This is a genomic window from Streptomyces sp. NPDC029956 (genome assembly GCF_055574655.1).
On the sequence record NZ_JBVHZJ010000002.1, the window covers coordinates 72288 to 86517 of the forward strand.

At 72.5% G+C, this 14230-nt stretch carries 20 protein-coding genes; 7 read left to right on the forward strand and 13 right to left on the reverse strand.

Annotation, left to right across the window (positions count from 1 at the left end; genetic code table 11):
* Positions 1–28: 28 nt before the first annotated feature.
* Together ACZ4XX_RS01540 and ACZ4XX_RS01545 are read right to left on the reverse strand one after the other, a co-directional pair.
* Positions 29–910 (reverse strand): LysR family transcriptional regulator, encoded by an 882-nt coding sequence (locus ACZ4XX_RS01540; protein WP_468505986.1) that lies wholly within the window; start codon positions 908–910, stop codon positions 29–31.
* Positions 911–931: 21 nt separating this feature from the next.
* Positions 932–1477, reverse strand: a complete 546-nt coding sequence (locus tag ACZ4XX_RS01545) for a tetratricopeptide repeat protein (protein WP_468505987.1) — start codon at positions 1475–1477, stop codon at positions 932–934.
* 96 nt (positions 1478–1573) lie between these two features.
* Between ACZ4XX_RS01545 and ACZ4XX_RS01550 the strand changes: the two genes are divergently transcribed.
* Positions 1574–2305, forward strand: a complete 732-nt coding sequence (locus tag ACZ4XX_RS01550; RefSeq protein WP_468505988.1) for a CTP synthase C-terminal region-related (seleno)protein — start codon at positions 1574–1576, stop codon at positions 2303–2305.
* A gap of 26 nt (positions 2306–2331) precedes the next feature.
* Here the strand turns inward: ACZ4XX_RS01550 and ACZ4XX_RS01555 are convergent, their stop codons facing one another.
* Positions 2332–2982: a nucleoside/nucleotide kinase family protein gene (locus ACZ4XX_RS01555; RefSeq protein ID WP_468505989.1), complete on the reverse strand. Its 651-nt coding sequence runs from the start codon at positions 2980–2982 to the stop codon at positions 2332–2334.
* A 193-nt stretch (positions 2983–3175) separates the two neighbouring features.
* On the opposite strand from ACZ4XX_RS01555, the gene ACZ4XX_RS01560 reads away from it, so the two are divergent.
* Complete coding sequence (locus tag ACZ4XX_RS01560; protein WP_468505990.1) at positions 3176–3592, forward strand: VOC family protein; 417 nt, start codon at positions 3176–3178, stop codon at positions 3590–3592.
* A 51-nt stretch (positions 3593–3643) separates the two neighbouring features.
* On the opposite strand, the gene ACZ4XX_RS01565 is transcribed toward ACZ4XX_RS01560, so the two are convergent.
* Together ACZ4XX_RS01565 and ACZ4XX_RS01570 are read right to left on the reverse strand one after the other, a co-directional pair.
* On the reverse strand, positions 3644–3985 hold the full coding sequence (locus tag ACZ4XX_RS01565; RefSeq protein WP_468505991.1) for a hypothetical protein: 342 nt from the start codon (positions 3983–3985) through the stop codon (positions 3644–3646).
* Positions 3982–4452: a DUF6232 family protein gene (locus tag ACZ4XX_RS01570; protein WP_468505992.1), complete on the reverse strand. Its 471-nt coding sequence runs from the start codon at positions 4450–4452 to the stop codon at positions 3982–3984. Before ACZ4XX_RS01570 ends, ACZ4XX_RS01565 begins: the two co-directional genes overlap by 4 nt.
* A gap of 451 nt (positions 4453–4903) precedes the next feature.
* Here ACZ4XX_RS01570 and ACZ4XX_RS01575 point away from each other — a divergent pair, with 451 nt between their 5' ends.
* Positions 4904–5035 carry a hypothetical protein gene (locus ACZ4XX_RS01575; protein ID WP_395364709.1) on the forward strand — a complete coding sequence of 44 codons (132 nt, stop codon included), beginning with the start codon at positions 4904–4906 and terminating at the stop codon, positions 5033–5035.
* A gap of 63 nt (positions 5036–5098) precedes the next feature.
* On the forward strand, positions 5099–7123 hold the full coding sequence (gene fusA, locus ACZ4XX_RS01580; protein WP_468505993.1) for an elongation factor G: 2025 nt from the start codon (positions 5099–5101) through the stop codon (positions 7121–7123).
* A gap of 46 nt (positions 7124–7169) precedes the next feature.
* Here fusA and ACZ4XX_RS01585 read toward each other — a convergent pair whose 3' ends face one another.
* Both ACZ4XX_RS01585 and ACZ4XX_RS01590 read right to left on the reverse strand, forming a co-directional pair.
* The gene (locus ACZ4XX_RS01585; protein ID WP_468505994.1) at positions 7170–7679 is read right to left on the reverse strand and encodes a hypothetical protein; all 510 of its coding nucleotides are present in this window, start codon (positions 7677–7679) and stop codon (positions 7170–7172) included.
* A 42-nt stretch (positions 7680–7721) separates the two neighbouring features.
* Positions 7722–8159, reverse strand: coding sequence for an ATP-binding protein (locus ACZ4XX_RS01590; protein WP_468505995.1), 438 nt, complete (start codon positions 8157–8159; stop codon positions 7722–7724).
* Between the two features lie 154 nt (positions 8160–8313).
* Between ACZ4XX_RS01590 and ACZ4XX_RS01595 the strand changes: the two genes are divergently transcribed.
* The 3 genes from ACZ4XX_RS01595 to ACZ4XX_RS01605 all read left to right on the forward strand — a co-directional run bounded on the left by ACZ4XX_RS01595 (position 8314) and on the right by ACZ4XX_RS01605 (position 10261).
* A complete protein-coding gene (locus ACZ4XX_RS01595; protein ID WP_468506146.1) occupies positions 8314–9156 on the forward strand; it encodes a helix-turn-helix domain-containing protein in 843 nt (280 codons plus the stop codon).
* Complete coding sequence (locus ACZ4XX_RS01600) at positions 9153–9392, forward strand: DUF397 domain-containing protein (RefSeq protein WP_468505996.1); 240 nt, start codon at positions 9153–9155, stop codon at positions 9390–9392. Before ACZ4XX_RS01595 ends, ACZ4XX_RS01600 begins: the two co-directional genes overlap by 4 nt.
* Before the next feature lie 83 nt (positions 9393–9475).
* Positions 9476–10261, forward strand: a complete 786-nt coding sequence (locus tag ACZ4XX_RS01605) for an SDR family NAD(P)-dependent oxidoreductase (RefSeq protein WP_468505997.1) — start codon at positions 9476–9478, stop codon at positions 10259–10261.
* An 11-nt stretch (positions 10262–10272) separates the two neighbouring features.
* Here ACZ4XX_RS01605 and ACZ4XX_RS01610 read toward each other — a convergent pair whose 3' ends face one another.
* From ACZ4XX_RS01610 to murC, 6 genes are all read right to left on the reverse strand, one after another.
* Positions 10273–10923, reverse strand: a complete 651-nt coding sequence (locus ACZ4XX_RS01610) for a hypothetical protein (RefSeq protein WP_468505998.1) — start codon at positions 10921–10923, stop codon at positions 10273–10275.
* Positions 10916–11389, reverse strand: coding sequence for an SUKH-3 domain-containing protein (locus tag ACZ4XX_RS01615; protein WP_468505999.1), 474 nt, complete (start codon positions 11387–11389; stop codon positions 10916–10918). Before ACZ4XX_RS01615 ends, ACZ4XX_RS01610 begins: the two co-directional genes overlap by 8 nt.
* A gap of 10 nt (positions 11390–11399) precedes the next feature.
* Positions 11400–11834, reverse strand: a complete 435-nt coding sequence (locus tag ACZ4XX_RS01620) for a hypothetical protein (protein ID WP_468506000.1) — start codon at positions 11832–11834, stop codon at positions 11400–11402.
* The gene (locus tag ACZ4XX_RS01625; protein ID WP_468506001.1) at positions 11831–12148 is read right to left on the reverse strand and encodes a hypothetical protein; all 318 of its coding nucleotides are present in this window, start codon (positions 12146–12148) and stop codon (positions 11831–11833) included. Before ACZ4XX_RS01625 ends, ACZ4XX_RS01620 begins: the two co-directional genes overlap by 4 nt.
* A 135-nt stretch (positions 12149–12283) precedes the next feature.
* Positions 12284–12691 carry a peptide-methionine (R)-S-oxide reductase MsrB gene (msrB, locus tag ACZ4XX_RS01630; protein WP_386475404.1) on the reverse strand — a complete coding sequence of 136 codons (408 nt, stop codon included), beginning with the start codon at positions 12689–12691 and terminating at the stop codon, positions 12284–12286.
* 16 nt (positions 12692–12707) lie between these two features.
* Complete coding sequence (gene murC, locus ACZ4XX_RS01635) at positions 12708–14099, reverse strand: UDP-N-acetylmuramate--L-alanine ligase (protein WP_468506002.1); 1392 nt, start codon at positions 14097–14099, stop codon at positions 12708–12710.
* Positions 14100–14230: the final 131 nt, after the last annotated feature.

Genomic DNA, 14230 nt, shown 5'->3' on the forward strand with positions numbered 1-14230 from the left:
GTTGCGCACAGGGTAGCGACTGCCGGTGTCAGCTCTTGAGCCGTCGGGTGAACTCGGCCACCGGCCCACCGGGTTCGGCCCGCGAACCGGCCGGGAGGAGGAGTTCGGTGCGGTGGACGAGGCGGGGGGCGACCAGGGGGACGGCGGTGGCGCCGGAGACGTCCGCGGCGACCGGCGCGGGCAGCAGGGCGAGGCCGTGGCCGGCGGCGGCCAGCGCGGCGAGGGTACGGGTGTCGGTGCCCTCGTAGCGCAGGGCGGTGCGGAAGCCCCGCCCGGCCGGCCCGCCGTGGACGCCCCGCAGCCGGTCGAGGGGGAGGCCCGCGGCGGGCGCGTCGAGCCAGCGGGCGTCCACGAGGTCGTCGAGGCGGAGCCCCGAGCGCCCGGCGAGCGGGTGGTTCGTGGGCAGGACGACGGCGAGCGGCTCCTCGGCGACGCCGGTCGCGGCGAGCGGGGCGACGTCGGGGAGCCGCAGCGGGTCGCTGGGGGCGGCGATGCCGTCGACGAGCCCGGCGTCGGCCTCGCCGGTGGCGACGGCGGCGGGCACCGCCTCGCGGGGCAGGGCCCGCAGGGTGACGCCGATGGCGGGCAGCGCGGCGAGGGTACGGGCGTGCAGGGCGAGCGGGGAGGCGGCGACGCTCAGGGTGGCGCGGGGCGCGGCGGCGAACCGGTCGAGGTCGGCGCGGGCCGCGTCGAGCCGGAGCAGCAGCGCCCCGGCGTGTTCGAGGAGTCGCTCCCCGGCCGGGGTCGGGGCGACCGGCCGGCGGGTGAGCAGCGGCAGCCCGAGGTCGGCCTCCAGGGCGGCGATGTGCTGGGAGACGGCGGACTGGGTGTAGCCCAGCTCGCGGGCGGCCTCGGAGAAGGAGGCGAGCCGGGCGACGGTGACGTACGTACGGAGGAGGTGCGGGTCCATGGGGTGCGCGCCCGGGGCCCGTCAGGATCCGTCGGGGGCGGTGAGGAGGGCCTGCGCGTAGTGGGTGAGGGAGCGGTTGTAGCGGGGCAGCAGGGGCGCGAGGGCGCCGAGGGCGAGGGCCGCGGCCTCGCGGTCGCGGCCGGTGTCGGCGAGGGCGAGGGCGAGGAAGGCGTCGACGGCGCCGGAGAGCGCGGTCTCGTCGGCGTCGAGCTCGGCGGCGGGGACGGCGCGCTCGGCGGTGAGGAGTTCGACGCTGCGGTCGGGGCGGCCGAGGTTGCGCAGGCTGCTGGCGAGCTGGATGACGGCCCGTCGGCGGCGCAGTCCGGTGAGGCCCTGTTCGAGGGCCCGCCGGTAGAGGCGCACGGCCTCCTCCGGCTCACCGGTGGAGTCGTGGGCGGCACCCCGTTCGAAGAGGGCGGCAGCGTCGTCCTCGGGGCGTTCGGCGGCGAGGGCGGTGACACGGGCCCGGAAGTCGGCGGGCTCGTAGGTGTCGAGCCGCTCCCAGAGGGCGGCGACGCGACCCTCCCAGCCGAGCGGTTCCTGATCGGGGGTCATGTCGGTGGTCATACGGCCACCTTATCCAGGCCGGCATAAGCATTGCTGATGGAGAGTGCAGTGATCATCGTTGGACGTGAACGGGCGGCGGCGCCAAGGATGGTCCCCATGAACAGCGTGAACACCCTCCCGCACACCCCTCGGATCGCTCTGGTCGGCGACCGCTCCCCGCACGTCCGCTCCCACGTCCGGATCCCCGTCCTCCTGGACGCCCTCGCCGAGCGCGACGGCCTCGCCCTCGACGCCTACTGGATTCCGACCGGGGACGCGGAGACACCCGGCGCGGTGCGGGGCTTCGACGCGGTGTGGGTGCTCCCGGGGAGCCCGTACGCGAGCGAGGCGGGGGCGCTGGCGGCGATCCGCACGGCCCGCGAGGACGGCATCCCGTTCCTCGGCACCTGCGGCGGCTTCCAGCACGCGCTCCTGGAGTACGCGCGGGACGTGTGCGGCCTGACGGGCGCGGCGCACGCGGAGAACGACCCGTCGGCGGACGAGGGGGATCTGCTCATCGCCCCGCTGGCCTGTTCGCTGGTGGGCCACGAGGGAGTCGTGCGGGTCACCCCCGGCTCGCTCGCGGAGCGGGCGCTGGGCGCGGAGCGGACCACCGAGCGGTACCACTGCGACTACGGCCCCGACAGCCGTCGCCTGGACACCCTGCGGGCACACGGCATGCGGTTCACGGGCGCGGACGAGGAGGGCGGCATCCGCATCGCCGAACTCCCCTCGCACCCCTTCTTCCTCGCGACCCTCTTCCAGCCGGAACTGGCCGGAGACGGCACCCGCCCGCACCCGCTGATCCGGGCGCTCGCGAGGGCGGCGGCGCGGCACACGGCGGGCTGACCGGCAGGACGGCCCCTGGGCCGGCGTCAGGCCATCGGCACCACGAGGTGGGCGCGGTCGCGGCCGCGGGCGACCAGGCGGGCGTTCGCCTCGTCCGAGTCACGGACCCAGCGTTCGGCGCGGGCACGGTCCTTGCCGAAGCGGACGTGGCGGTCGACGAGCCGGGGGACGCGGCGCCGGGCGTCCAGGTCGAGGTACCAGGCCTCGTCGAGGAGCGGCAGGACACCGGCCCAGGCACCCTCGTCGTGCAGCAGGTAGTTGCCCTCGGTGACGACCAGCGGGATCTCGGGGCCGACGGGTATCGCCCCGGCGATCGGCTCCTCCAGGGCACGGTCGAAGGCGGGGGCGTAGACCGTGGTGCCGGGCGCGGGGGCGCGCAGCCGGGCGAGGAGCGCGAGGTACCCGGCGGCGTCGAAGGTGTCGGGCGCGCCCTTCCTGTCGGCCCGGCCGAGGCGTTCCAGCTCGGCCTGGGCGAGGTGGAAGCCGTCCATGGGGACGAGGACGGCGAGCCCGTCGAGGCGGGCGACGAGCCGGGCGGCGAGCGTCGACTTCCCGGCGCCGGGGGCGCCGGCGAGCCCGAGGACGCGGCGGGGCGGGCGGCCGTCCCCGGGGCGCTCGGCGAGGGCCCGCGCCCGGGCGGCGAGGCGGTCGAACTGCTGCGCGTCCATGCGGGGCATTCTCGCACCGGGCGCGGGCGCGGCCCTGGGGGCGCCCAGGGGCCGCGGAATCCGGTCACCCGCCCCCGCCCCGACCCTCGTCCGGCCCTCTCCGGACCCTCGTTCGGACCCTCCCACAGGCAAGGGTCGTGCCGGGGTCGACACGGGTTGACGCGGGTAGATTCCTGCCGCTTCCACGTATTACGTTGGGGTAATGCCGTCCATCGCACTTGTGACCCTTGTCGTCCGTGACTACGACGAGGCCATCGCCTTCTACACCGACTCCCTCGGCTTCGACCTGGTCGAGGACACCGACCGGGGCGAGGGCAACCGCTGGGTCGTCGTCCGCCCGCGCAGTGCGGCCGGGGTCGGCGGCCTCGGGAACGCGGGCCTGCTCCTGGCCCGCGCCAAGAACGATTCCGAGGAGGCCTCCGTCGGCAACCAGACGGGAGGCCGGGTCGGCTTCTTCCTCCACACCGAGGACTTCGCCCGCGACCACGCGCGGATGACGGAGGCGGGCGTGAAGTTCCTGGAGGAGCCCCGGCACGAGCCCTACGGCTCGGTCGCCGTCTTCGAGGACCTGTACGGCAACCGCTGGGACCTCCTCCAGCCGGCGGACCCGGCCGCGTAGGCCCGGGCCGCCGGCGTCCCGTCCGCCGGTGCCGGTGGCCTCCGCTTCCGCCTAGGCCAGGAGCGCGATCACTTGTCCGACCGCGTCCACGACGGGCTGGCCCACGGTGCCGACGGCGGCGGCGATCTGCACGACGGACGCCAGGACGAGGCCGCGCTGCCGCAGGGCGGCGCGGTCGGGAGTGAGCTCGGGCAACGCCTCGTCGACGGTCTGGGCCTGCTCAGGGGTGAGGTGGGGCCGCAGGCCCTGGAGGAGGTGGGTGAGCTCTTCGACGGCGGCGTGGAGCCGGTCGTCGGCTGCGCCGCCGACGGTGCCGTAGTTGATGCCGACGTTGCCCTGGCCGCCGTTCACGTTGACCACGTTGCCGTAGTTGTTCGCCGTGTCGCCGCTCACAGGTTGATCCCCTTGTTGTTCCGGCCGCCGTTCATGTTGACGACAGTGCCGTAGTTGTTCGTGTTGCTGGTGATCTGCTGCACGACTCTGTCGAACTCGGCTGCCGGGTTGTCGATGGCGCGGGCGATCAGTCCGGCGATGTCCCGCAGTTCGTCCACGCTCGGCAGGGTCACGGCCACGGTGGAGCCGCTGGCCAGCTCGATGTCCAGCACCGGCTTCGCCTTCTCGAACAGCTCCCTGAGGAGGTAGACGGACAGCACGATCAGGAGGACGACGACGAGCGGGCTGGCGTCCTCGACATCGGCATTGCTGCCGCTCCCCTGGTTGATCACGGCGAAAACCACCACGGCCACGGCGAACCATTTGAGGAAGCGCAGGACGGCCGCGGCCCGGTCGGGCTGTTGCTTGTACGCCTCGACGCGGGTGATGTTGTGCAGCGGGAAGGCCGCCGTACCCACCCACAGCATCCGGCGACTGACGAAGAGGCGCAGGACGCGTCCCTTACGGAGATCCAGCTCTGGCGAGTCCGGTGGCTCCGGCGGACCGGACGGCGGACCCGGCGGCGGACCCGGCGGCGGCGTGGACGGCGGACCGGACGGCGGACCCGGCGGCGGACCGGACGGCGGACCCCCCGTTCTTCCTGTGACAGCCATACGTCCCCCGTGTTCTCGCCACTCCCACCCGCACCGTGCGGGAGCACCATTAAGCGCCCGAGCCGACTCACGAGGCAGACGAGATACAGCCAATTCACCTACCCTGGCCGGTAGTTGGCCACCAGCACCCTGTGCCACGCGCTCCGGCCGCGGCACACCGACCCCGGAAAAACCGCTGTCGCGTCTCCCCTCCCCCTCCCTACACTCACGTCTCGCGGCACATCGCCCGATGTGCCGTCCGACGTCCGACCGAGGGGAGACGACCGTGCGTTGCCGTAACGCCGCCGCCGTGTCGTCCGCCCGTGCCCGGTACGACGTGATCCTCGCCTCTCCCTCCGGCCGGTGGCGGCTGCGCGCCCGCCATCGCCGACCCGTGACGCTCCCGCCGTCCTTCTGACGGCCCGCGTACCGGAATCGCGCTGCCCTGTCTCCATCCAGCAGCAGCGAAAGGCACGACACCGTGCGTACCCACCTCGTCGACCGCGTCCGCAACCTCGGCATCCTCGCCCACGTCGACGCCGGCAAGACCACCGTCACCGAGCGGTTCCTGTACCTCACCGGCGCCACCCACAAGCGCGGCGAGGTCCACGACGGCACCACCGTCACCGACTTCGACCCGCAGGAACGCGACCGCGGCATCACGATCTTCGCCGCGGCCGTCAGCTGCGACTGGGCCGGACACCGGATCAACCTCATCGACACCCCGGGGCACGTCGACTTCTCCGACGAGGTCGAACGCTCGCTGCGCGTCCTCGACGGCGCCGTCGCCGTCTTCGACGCGGTCGCGGGTGTCGAGCCGCAGAGCGAGACGGTGTGGCGGCAGGCCGACCGGCACGGCGTTCCGCGCATCGCGTTCGTCAACAAGCTGGACCGCGCGGGCGCGGAGCTCGACAGCGCCGTGGAGTCGATCCGTACCCGTCTCGGCACCGTCCCGCTGCCCGTCCAGCTGCCCATCGGGCGCGAGGACGGCTTCACCGGCGTCGTGGATCTGGTCGCGATGCGGGCGTACGTGTGGGCCGACGGCGCCGACACGTACACCGATCAGCCGGTCCCCGACGAGCTCCGGGACGAGGCCCGGCACCGCAGGCGACTCCTGGAGGAGACCGTGGCGGAGCTGCATCCGGGCGCCCTGGAGGAGTTCTGCACCGAGGGCGCGCTCTCGGCCGGGACCCTCACGGGCGCGCTCCGCGACCTCACCCTCACCGGCGAGGCCGTGGTCGTGCTCTGCGGCTCGGCGTACCGCAACCGGGGTGTCGAGCCCCTGCTCGACGCCGTCGTCGCGTACCTCCCGGCGCCGTCGGACATGCCTCCGGTACGCGGTGAGGTGCCGGCCGACCCGGAGGCGCCGTTCACCGCACTCGCGTTCAAGGTGAGCGCGACGGCCACCGGCCGGATGACCTACGTCCGCGTCTACGCGGGCACGATCGGGAAGGGGGACACCGTGCTCGACGCCGTCAGCGGCCGCACCGAGCGGATCTCCCGCATCCTGCGGGTCCAGGCCGACCGGGCGACCGAGGTCGACGTGGCGCGCGCCGGCGACATCGTCGCCGTCGTGGGCCCGAAGGGCGCCCGCGCCGGGGCGACCCTGTGCTCCCAGGACGCGCCGATCGTCCTCGAACCGCCGACGACCGCCGACCCGGTGGTCTCGGTAGCGGTCGAGGCCCGCCGGAGCACGGACACCGGCCGCCTGGCGACGGCCCTCGCGCGGCTCTCCGAGGAGGACCCGTCGATCGTCGTGCGGTCCGACCCGGAGACGGGCCAGACCGTTCTTTCGGGCCTGGGCGAACTCCACCTGGAGGTCGCGGTGGAGAAGCTGCGGCGCGACCGGGGTCTGGAGGTCACGGTCGGCCGCCCGCAGGTCGCGTACCGGGAGACGGTGGCGAAGGGCGTCACCGGACTGCTCCACCGCCATGTCAAACAGGACGGCGGCGCGGGCCAGTTCGCCCATGTCGTCATCGACGTCGAACCGCTCGCGGACACCGAGGAGGCGGAGTTCGCGTTCACGTCGACCGTCACGGGCGGCCGGGTCCCGCAGGAGTACGTCCGCGCGGTCGAGGCCGGTTGCCGTGACGCGCTCGTCGAGGGGCCCCTCGGCGGCCACCCGGTGACGGGTGTCCGGGTCACGCTCACGGACGGCGCCACGCACTCCAAGGACTCCTCGGAGATGGCGTTCCGCACGGCGGGCCGCTTCGCGCTGCGCGAGGCGCTCCGCGCGAGCGTGATGACCCTCCTGGAGCCGGTGACCGATGTGACGGTCACCGTCCCCGCGGAGTCCGTCGGCTCGGTCCTCGGCGACCTCGCGGCCCGCCGCGGCCGGGTCACGGACCAGACGACCCGCTCCGGTACGGCGGTGGTGGAGGCGACGGTGCCGCTGGCCGAGCTCTTCGGCTACGCGTCCCGCCTGCGCGGCCGCACCCAGGGCCGGGGCACGTTCACGACCCGCCCGGCGGGTTACGCCCCCGCACCCCGGGGTCAGGTCGACTGAGTGAGGGGTGTCCGGTCCGTGGTGACCCCACGGACCGGACACCCGCTCAGGCGCCGCTCCCCGTCGCCCCGGCCTCGGGAACGGGAGTCTGGCCGGCCTCCGTGCGCCGTTGCCGCCTCAGGTGGACCAGCGACCACACCAGCGCCAGCGCGAAGAGCACGGCACCGGCGCCGAACACGACGGTGGCCACGGCCGGCCCACCGCCACCGACGTCATCCTGGGAAGCGACCACCTGCGGATCGTCCTCCCGGTACCGGACGGTCAGACGTTCACCGGCCACGTTCTCCCCGTGGCCGCTCCCCACCGGGAGGTTCGCCACCACGGTCCGCCCCTCGGCCTCGAACCTGACCTTGCATCCCCCCAGGAAGCATCCAGAGCCCGCGGCCACCAGCGTCGCGTCGGCCTGTCGGCCGTCCTGGAGGGAACGCAGGTGCTGGGCCGCCGGATACATCACGAGGCCCGACAGAGCCGCCAGCAGCAGTGTGAGCACCAGCGCGAAGACGATCGCCACCCGTGGCCTCAGGACTCCGTCGCCCGCCTTGTTCTCCGCGTCCAAGTCGTCTACCCCCTCCGGTTGTTCCCTCCCGATCAAGGTACGTCAGGAGCCGAGGTCGAGCTCTGCCCGTACGGTCTTGCCGACCGGTACGCGGTCGAGCACCGCCCACCGGGACGCCAGCGCGTCCACGAGGAGCAGGCCGCGACCGCCCTCGTCGAGGAGACCGGGGACGGCGGCGGCCGGGCGGCGTTCGCCCCTGGTGTCGGAGACGTCGATCCGCAGCCGCAGTCCGGGGGTGTACGAGAGCGTCAGCTCGAAGTCCCGCCCGGGAACCCGCCCGTGGGTGACGGCGTTGGCGGCGAGTTCGGCGACGAGGATCCCGACGGTGTCGGATACGTCGGAGCCGTACGGCAGGCTCCAGCGGTCGAGCTGGTGGAGCGAGAGACGGCGGGCGAGGCGCGCGCCGCGCGGCGTCGAGCTGAAGCGCTGGGTGAACACACGTACGGTGACGGCGGCTTCGCGGGTCTGGGGGGAGGTCATGGGGCCAATGTGGCGCCGGAAGGGGCAGGTTGCCAGGTCAGAAACCCGTACGCTCCGACAGCGTACGGGTCCACGCTCTGGACGGTACCGGTAACAACCCGTGAGCATGGGTGCGTTCAGCGCGAGCGCACGGGTGCGGGAGGTGGCCGGGGTGATGGATGAGGTTCCGGACGAGGTTCACGGCGGCAGCGAGCCGGAGGCGTCGGACAGCCTGAAGGCCTTCGGTGAGGTGGTCAAGGCCTTCAGGAGGCGGGCGGGCCTCACACAGGAGCGCTTCGCGCCGATGGTGGGGTACTCGGTGCCGACCGTCGCCTCGATCGAGCAGGGACGCCGCTTACCGCCCGTCGCCTTCGTGGAGCGTTCGGAAGAGGTCCTCGACGCGTTCGGCGCGATCCGGGGCGCGGCGAAGCACGTGGCACGGAAGCCGGGTCTGGCGAAGTGGTTCCGCCAGTGGGCGAAGCTGGAGCTTCAGGCGGCGACGCTCTACACGTACGAGAACCGGTTGGTGCCGGGACTGCTGCAGACACCGGCGTACGCGAAAACGCTGTTCGACGAGCAGATCCCGGCTCTGGGCGACGAGGAGATCGAGGCCCTGCTTGCCGCTCGCGTGGAACGGATGCAGCTGTTGACGGACCGACCCCACACGATCTACAGCTTCATCGTCGATGAGCATGTGTTGCGACGTCAGACCGGCGGTCCGGAGGTCATGCGGGAGCAGGCCAGCCACATCCTCGACATCTGCACCCGGCGCAACATCGACATCCAGATCATGCCGCAGTCGCGCGGGCACCACGCCGGGCTCAACGGCCCGTTGTGTCTCCTGGAGACTGCGGAAAACAGGTGGTACGCCTACTGCGAGGGACAGGAGACCGGCCAGCTCATCCCCGACCCGAAAGTGGTCAGCATCCTCCAGAAGCGGTATGCCAGGATGCGGGCACAGGCTCTCTCCTTCGAGGAGTCCGTGAGTCTGTTGCGGGAGATGCGAGGAGCAGCATGAGCACCACAGACCTGGCCTGGTTCAAGAGCAGCTACAGCGGTGGCAGCGGCGACGACTGCGTCGAGGTCGCCCTCGCCTGGCACAAGTCCAGCTACAGCAGCGGCAGCGGCGACAACTGCGTCGAAGTCGCCTCCTGCCCCTCCACCGTCCACGTCCGCGACTCCAAGAACCCCACCGGCCCCCAGCTCGCGCTGGCCCCCGCCGCCTGGACGGAGTTCCTCGCCCGTCTGGTCTGAGCACGCGTGTGCCAGGATGCGTGTACCGGCCCTCCATCCGTACGTGGAGCGGCCGGTGCCGTGCGACGCGAGGAGCGACATCCATGAGCACCACTCCGGGCGGATACCTCTCCGGCCTCTTCTCCCTCGAAGGGCGCACCGCCCTCGTCACCGGTGGCAGCTCCGGCATCGGCCGTGCCATCGCCGGGGCCCTGGCCCGTGCCGGGGCGCGTGTCGTCGTCCTCGCCCGCAAGGAGTCCGAACTCGCCGCGACCGTCGACGAGCTGACGGCCGACGGCTGCCGGGCGGCCTGGGTGAGCGCCGACCTGGGTACGCGCGAGGGGATCAAGGCGGGGGCCGAGGAGGCGGCGGCCGTGTTCGGCGAGCCGGACATCCTGGTCAACTCGGCCGGCATCAACCTCCGTCCCCCGCTGAACGACCTCTCCGACGAGGTCTGGGACACGACGATGACGGTGAACCTGGAGGCGCCGTTCCTCCTGGGCCGGCGGTTCGGCCCGGGGATGGCGGAGCGCGGCTTCGGGCGGATCATCCACATCACCTCGCAGCAGGCGCACCGCGCGTTCGTGCAGAGCGGTGCGTACGGGGTGTCCAAGGGCGCCCTGGAGTCCCTCGCGCGTTCGCAGGCGGAGGCCTGGTCCTCGTTCGGCGTCACGGCCAACACCCTGGTCCCGGGCTTCGTGATGACCCCGCTCAACCAGCGGCTCTCCTCCGACCCGGAGAAGGTGGCCGCGCTGGCGGCCCGCACGATGGTCGGCCGCAACGGTCTCGCCGAGGACTTCGCGGGCGCGGCCGTCTTCCTGGCGAGCACCTCGTCCGCGTACGTCACGGGCCAGTCCCTCTTCGTGGACGGCGGCTTCTCCGTCCACTGACCGGTAGGGCGTCAGCGAGCGGCTGCGGCGTCGGTCGGGGTTCCGGACCAGTCACCGAGGGCCTGGGCACAGGCGCCCAGGCCCTTCGCCGTGGGGTCGAAGGAGGCGGACAGGCCGGCCGACAGGAGCAGGGCGGGGCCTTCGGCAGAACCCCCCACCGTCACGGCGCACTCCACGGTGGCCGTCGCCCCCTCCGTACCGGCGGGGGCGGGAACCGTCAGGACCAACTCGCAGCCGCCCGCGCGCACGCCGGCCGCGTCGAGACGGCCGTTCATGGCCTCCGTGAGTGGTTCGGCGTTGCGCTCCAACGATCCACCAATCAGCGGGAATTCCTCGTCGACCGCCACGACGCCGACGCCTCGCAGGGTCGTCGCCCGCAGGTGCACTCCTCGGGCGCTGAACACGCCCGTGCTGTGCAGGGCGAACACGGCGACGAGCGCGGCCCGTACGGCCGCGTCGAGATCGGCGGGGCCGCCGGGGAGTGGGAAGCGCCACCGGGGAGCGCGGAGCCGTACCGGGGCGATCCCGGTAGCGAGGGCCGAGAGACCGTCGTGGACCGTGTCACCGAGGAGCCAGGGCCCGCCGGGGCCGAGGTTCGTGTGGCTGGTGATCGTGCCGTTGAGGAGCAGCGATGCGGCCGTACCGGGGATCAGGTCAGACATAGAAGTCCTCCGCGTCCTTCATGGGGCTGTGGAAGAGGGAGATCATGGCTTCGTGCTTGTCGGCGCCCATGTAGTAGTTGCCGGTGTGGTGCATGAAGAAGAACCGCCCCTGCTCGTCCACGACCATCACCTCGCCCTCTGAGGAGTCCCAGCCCACCGGGAAGAGCCTCACGCCCAGGTGGCGACTCAGCTCCGCGATGTCCTCGGACGTACCGTCCCAGACGATGACCGGCGTGAAGTGCAGGTACTCCTCGCGCCGGGCGTCGAGGGTCAGGCGGAGCCCCGCGTGCTCCGCGATGAAGTCCGTGGCGGCGGCGAACGGCTCCATCGGGAACCCGTCGTTCCGGCTCTCCTCGGTGATCTCCGCCACGATGGCGGGAACCTGGTCGGCGACGTTGCGGCCGGGGTACCAGCCGTGCTCGGTCAACCATGCGTCCACGTCCGCGGGGGCATTGAGGTGGGGCACAGGAAGGCTCCTATCCGGTATGAGCATGGATGCCGGCCATGCCGAGGGCGATCTCACACGAGCGGCGGGCGAAGCGGTCACGGAGGTTGTCGTCGGTGTTCTTGTGGTCGACGGAGATCTGCCTGACGACCTTGGGAAGGGTCTGGCCCACGTGGTCGCCCATGTTCTTGGCGGCCTTGGTGAGGGCCTCAAGCGCCTTGTCGGCGACCGGGTCGATCGCATCGGCGATCGAGTCACGGCCCCGGGCCCTGCCGTGCGCGCTCTTCGCCTTGGTGAGCTTGCCGGTCGTCTTCCCGTGGATGCCGGCACTCACCCCGTTCAACTGGGTGGAGGCGTGGGTGTGCTCGGAGTGTTCGATGTGCAGGTTCTTCCACCCGCTGCCCGGCCCCTTGCCGCCCCCGCCGCCCGCGGAGGCCAGGTTCATGGCCTCCTTGCCGGACTTCATTCCTCGTCGAAGCCGTCCTTGCCCGCGTCCTTGGTCTGGTCGAGGTCGCCGCCGTCCTGGAGCCCGGTCGCCACGGCGCCGAGCTGGACGACGAGGTCGGCCGCCATGCCCTCCAGGGCCGCCACGGCAGGCTCGGTCATCGCGGCGACGACGTACCCGACGGCCTCCTCCACGCACTCCTTGATCAGCCGTTTGATGACCTCCTGCGTGGCGCGCATCGCGCCCGCGTCGATCAGGGCGGACAGACCACCGGTCACCGGGATGAGGGAGATCGCGATGCCCGCCTCGGCGGCGAGGTATCCGAGCCCCCCCACCCCCGTCGGGGATTCTTTGCAATCCGGAACAGTCCTACCACAGAGGATGTCTGACGGTGGGTCCGAGGTTCCCCGCCGGAACGACACGACGGCGGCAAGGGAAGGATCCCCTGCCGCCGTCGTCTTCTCTGCGGCTCAGCTCTCGGCGGGCTCCAGGCGCAGCGAGATCGAGTTGATGCAGTACCGCTGGTCCGTCGGGGTGGGGTAGCCCTCGCCCTCGAAGACATGGCCCAGGTGCGAGCCGCAGCGGGAGCAGCGGACCTCGGTGCGGACCATGCCGTGGGAGGTGTCAGAGATCAGCTCGACGGCGGAGCTGTCCTTCGGGTCGAAGAAGGACGGCCAGCCGCAGTGCGACTCGAACTTCTCGTTCGACGTGAACAGCTCCGCGCCACAGGCCCGGCAGGAATACACGCCCTTGGTGGTGGTGTCCGTGTACTCACCCCGGAACGCGGGCTCGGTGCCCGCCTGGCGCAGCACCTGGTACTCCGCCGGGGTCAGTTCCGCACGCCACTGCTCGTCCGGCTTCTCGACGTCGTACGCCATGAGCTCGCTCCCTCTGCTACTTCGACAGGTGGTCCAGGATGAGCGGGCCGAGGTCCGTGACGTCGCCCGCGCCCATGGTGAGAACGAGATCGCCGGGTCCGGCCATTCCCGCCACGACCTGCGGCACCGTCGCCTTGTCGTGGACGGGCGTCACGTCGGCGCCCGCCTTCCGTGCGGCGTCGATGATCAGCTCGCTGGTGATGCCCGGGATCGGGTCCTCGCGGGCCGGGTAGATGTCGAGGACGACGGACGCGTCGGCGAGGGCCAGGGCGTCGCCCATCTCCCTGCCCAGTTCCTGGGTGCGGGAGAAGAGGTGCGGCTGGAAGACGACCAGGAGGCGGGAGGCCCCGGCGGCGCCGCGCATGGCCTCCAGGTCGGCGGTCATCTCGGTGGGGTGGTGCGCGTACGAGTCGATGACCTGGACGCCCTGTGCCTCGCCCTTGAGCTGGAGGCGGCGGCCGACGCCGGTGTAGGCGGTGAGGGCCTGGGCGAGCTCGGCCGGGTCGATGCCGACGCGGGCGCCGGCGGCGAGGGCCGCGGCGGCGTTGTGGGCGTAGTGGCGGCCGGGCACGGAGACGGTGAAGGTGTGCTCGACACCGTCGAGGGCGACCGTCACCTCGCTCTTCATCCCGCTCGGGACGATCTTGAGGATGTGGGCGTCGGAGCCCTCGGTCTCACCGACCGTGACGATGTTCAGGCCGTCGCGGTCCGCGACTCGGCGGGCCAGCTCGCGGGCGCCCGCGTGCTCGCCGACGACCAGGGTGCCGCCGGGGCGGATCTTGGCCGTGAAGGCCTCGAAGGACTCGTAGATCTCGTCCATGGAGGCGTAGTTCGCGTGGTGGTCCAGCTCGACGTTGAGGACGATCGCGACCTCGGGGTCGTACTTCTGGAAGCTGCGGTCGCTCTCGTCGGCCTCGGCGACGAAGACCGCTCCGTCGCCGTGCAGCGCGTTGGTGCCGGGACCCGCGAGGTCGCCGCCGATGGCGTACGAGGGGTCGAGACCGAGCTCGGTGAGCGCGACGGCCAGCATGGAGGTGGTCGTCGTCTTGCCGTGCGTACCGGCGACGGCGATCGCGCGCAGGCCGTCCATGAGGGAGGCGAGCGCGTCGGAGCGGTGGACGACGGGGATGCCGAGCTCGGCGGCGCGGGCCAGCTCGGGGTTGTCGGCGCGGATGGCGCTGGAGACGACGACGGCGGAGGCGTCGTCGGCGAGGTGCTCGGCGGCGTGTCCGATGTGCACGGTGGCGCCGAGGGCGCGCAGCGACTGGGCGGTCGCGGACTCCTTGGCGTCACTGCCGGCGACCTTGGCGCCGCGCTGGGCGAGGATCTTCGCGATGCCCGACATTCCGGCACCGCCGATGCCGATGAAGTGCGGCCGTTCCATGGCGGCAGGGATGGCGGGTGCCATGCGGATCTCTCCCCGGGGTGCGTCGTGCGTGGAAGACCCCAGCCTAGTGGCTCCGGCCGGATGGCCCCGGCGGCGGTGGCGGGGTCGGTGCGTGGCGGCCGGCCGTGGCGGGTCCGGGTCCGCGCCCCCTG

What these genes read in the sequence shown, in the direction of transcription:
- ACZ4XX_RS01605 (WP_468505997.1), top strand. Translation starts at nt 9,476, where the DNA reads ATGAGCACCACTCCGGGCGGATACCTCTCCGGCCTCTTCTCCCTCGAA.
- ACZ4XX_RS01610 (WP_468505998.1), bottom strand. Translation starts at nt 10,923, where the DNA reads ATGTCTGACCTGATCCCCGGTACGGCCGCATCGCTGCTCCTCAACGGC.
- ACZ4XX_RS01560 (WP_468505990.1), top strand. Translation starts at nt 3,176, where the DNA reads ATGCCGTCCATCGCACTTGTGACCCTTGTCGTCCGTGACTACGACGAG.
- ACZ4XX_RS01595 (WP_468506146.1), top strand. Translation starts at nt 8,314, where the DNA reads ATGGATGAGGTTCCGGACGAGGTTCACGGCGGCAGCGAGCCGGAGGCG.
- ACZ4XX_RS01590 (WP_468505995.1), bottom strand. Translation starts at nt 8,159, where the DNA reads ATGACCTCCCCCCAGACCCGCGAAGCCGCCGTCACCGTACGTGTGTTC.
- msrB (WP_386475404.1), bottom strand. Translation starts at nt 12,691, where the DNA reads ATGGCGTACGACGTCGAGAAGCCGGACGAGCAGTGGCGTGCGGAACTG.
- ACZ4XX_RS01545 (WP_468505987.1), bottom strand. Translation starts at nt 1,477, where the DNA reads ATGACCACCGACATGACCCCCGATCAGGAACCGCTCGGCTGGGAGGGT.
- ACZ4XX_RS01570 (WP_468505992.1), bottom strand. Translation starts at nt 4,452, where the DNA reads ATGCTGTGGGTGGGTACGGCGGCCTTCCCGCTGCACAACATCACCCGC.
- ACZ4XX_RS01550 (WP_468505988.1), top strand. Translation starts at nt 1,574, where the DNA reads ATGAACAGCGTGAACACCCTCCCGCACACCCCTCGGATCGCTCTGGTC.
- ACZ4XX_RS01620 (WP_468506000.1), bottom strand. Translation starts at nt 11,834, where the DNA reads ATGAAGTCCGGCAAGGAGGCCATGAACCTGGCCTCCGCGGGCGGCGGG.
- murC (WP_468506002.1), bottom strand. Translation starts at nt 14,099, where the DNA reads ATGGCACCCGCCATCCCTGCCGCCATGGAACGGCCGCACTTCATCGGC.
- ACZ4XX_RS01600 (WP_468505996.1), top strand. Translation starts at nt 9,153, where the DNA reads ATGAGCACCACAGACCTGGCCTGGTTCAAGAGCAGCTACAGCGGTGGC.
- ACZ4XX_RS01555 (WP_468505989.1), bottom strand. Translation starts at nt 2,982, where the DNA reads ATGCCCCGCATGGACGCGCAGCAGTTCGACCGCCTCGCCGCCCGGGCG.
- ACZ4XX_RS01540 (WP_468505986.1), bottom strand. Translation starts at nt 910, where the DNA reads ATGGACCCGCACCTCCTCCGTACGTACGTCACCGTCGCCCGGCTCGCC.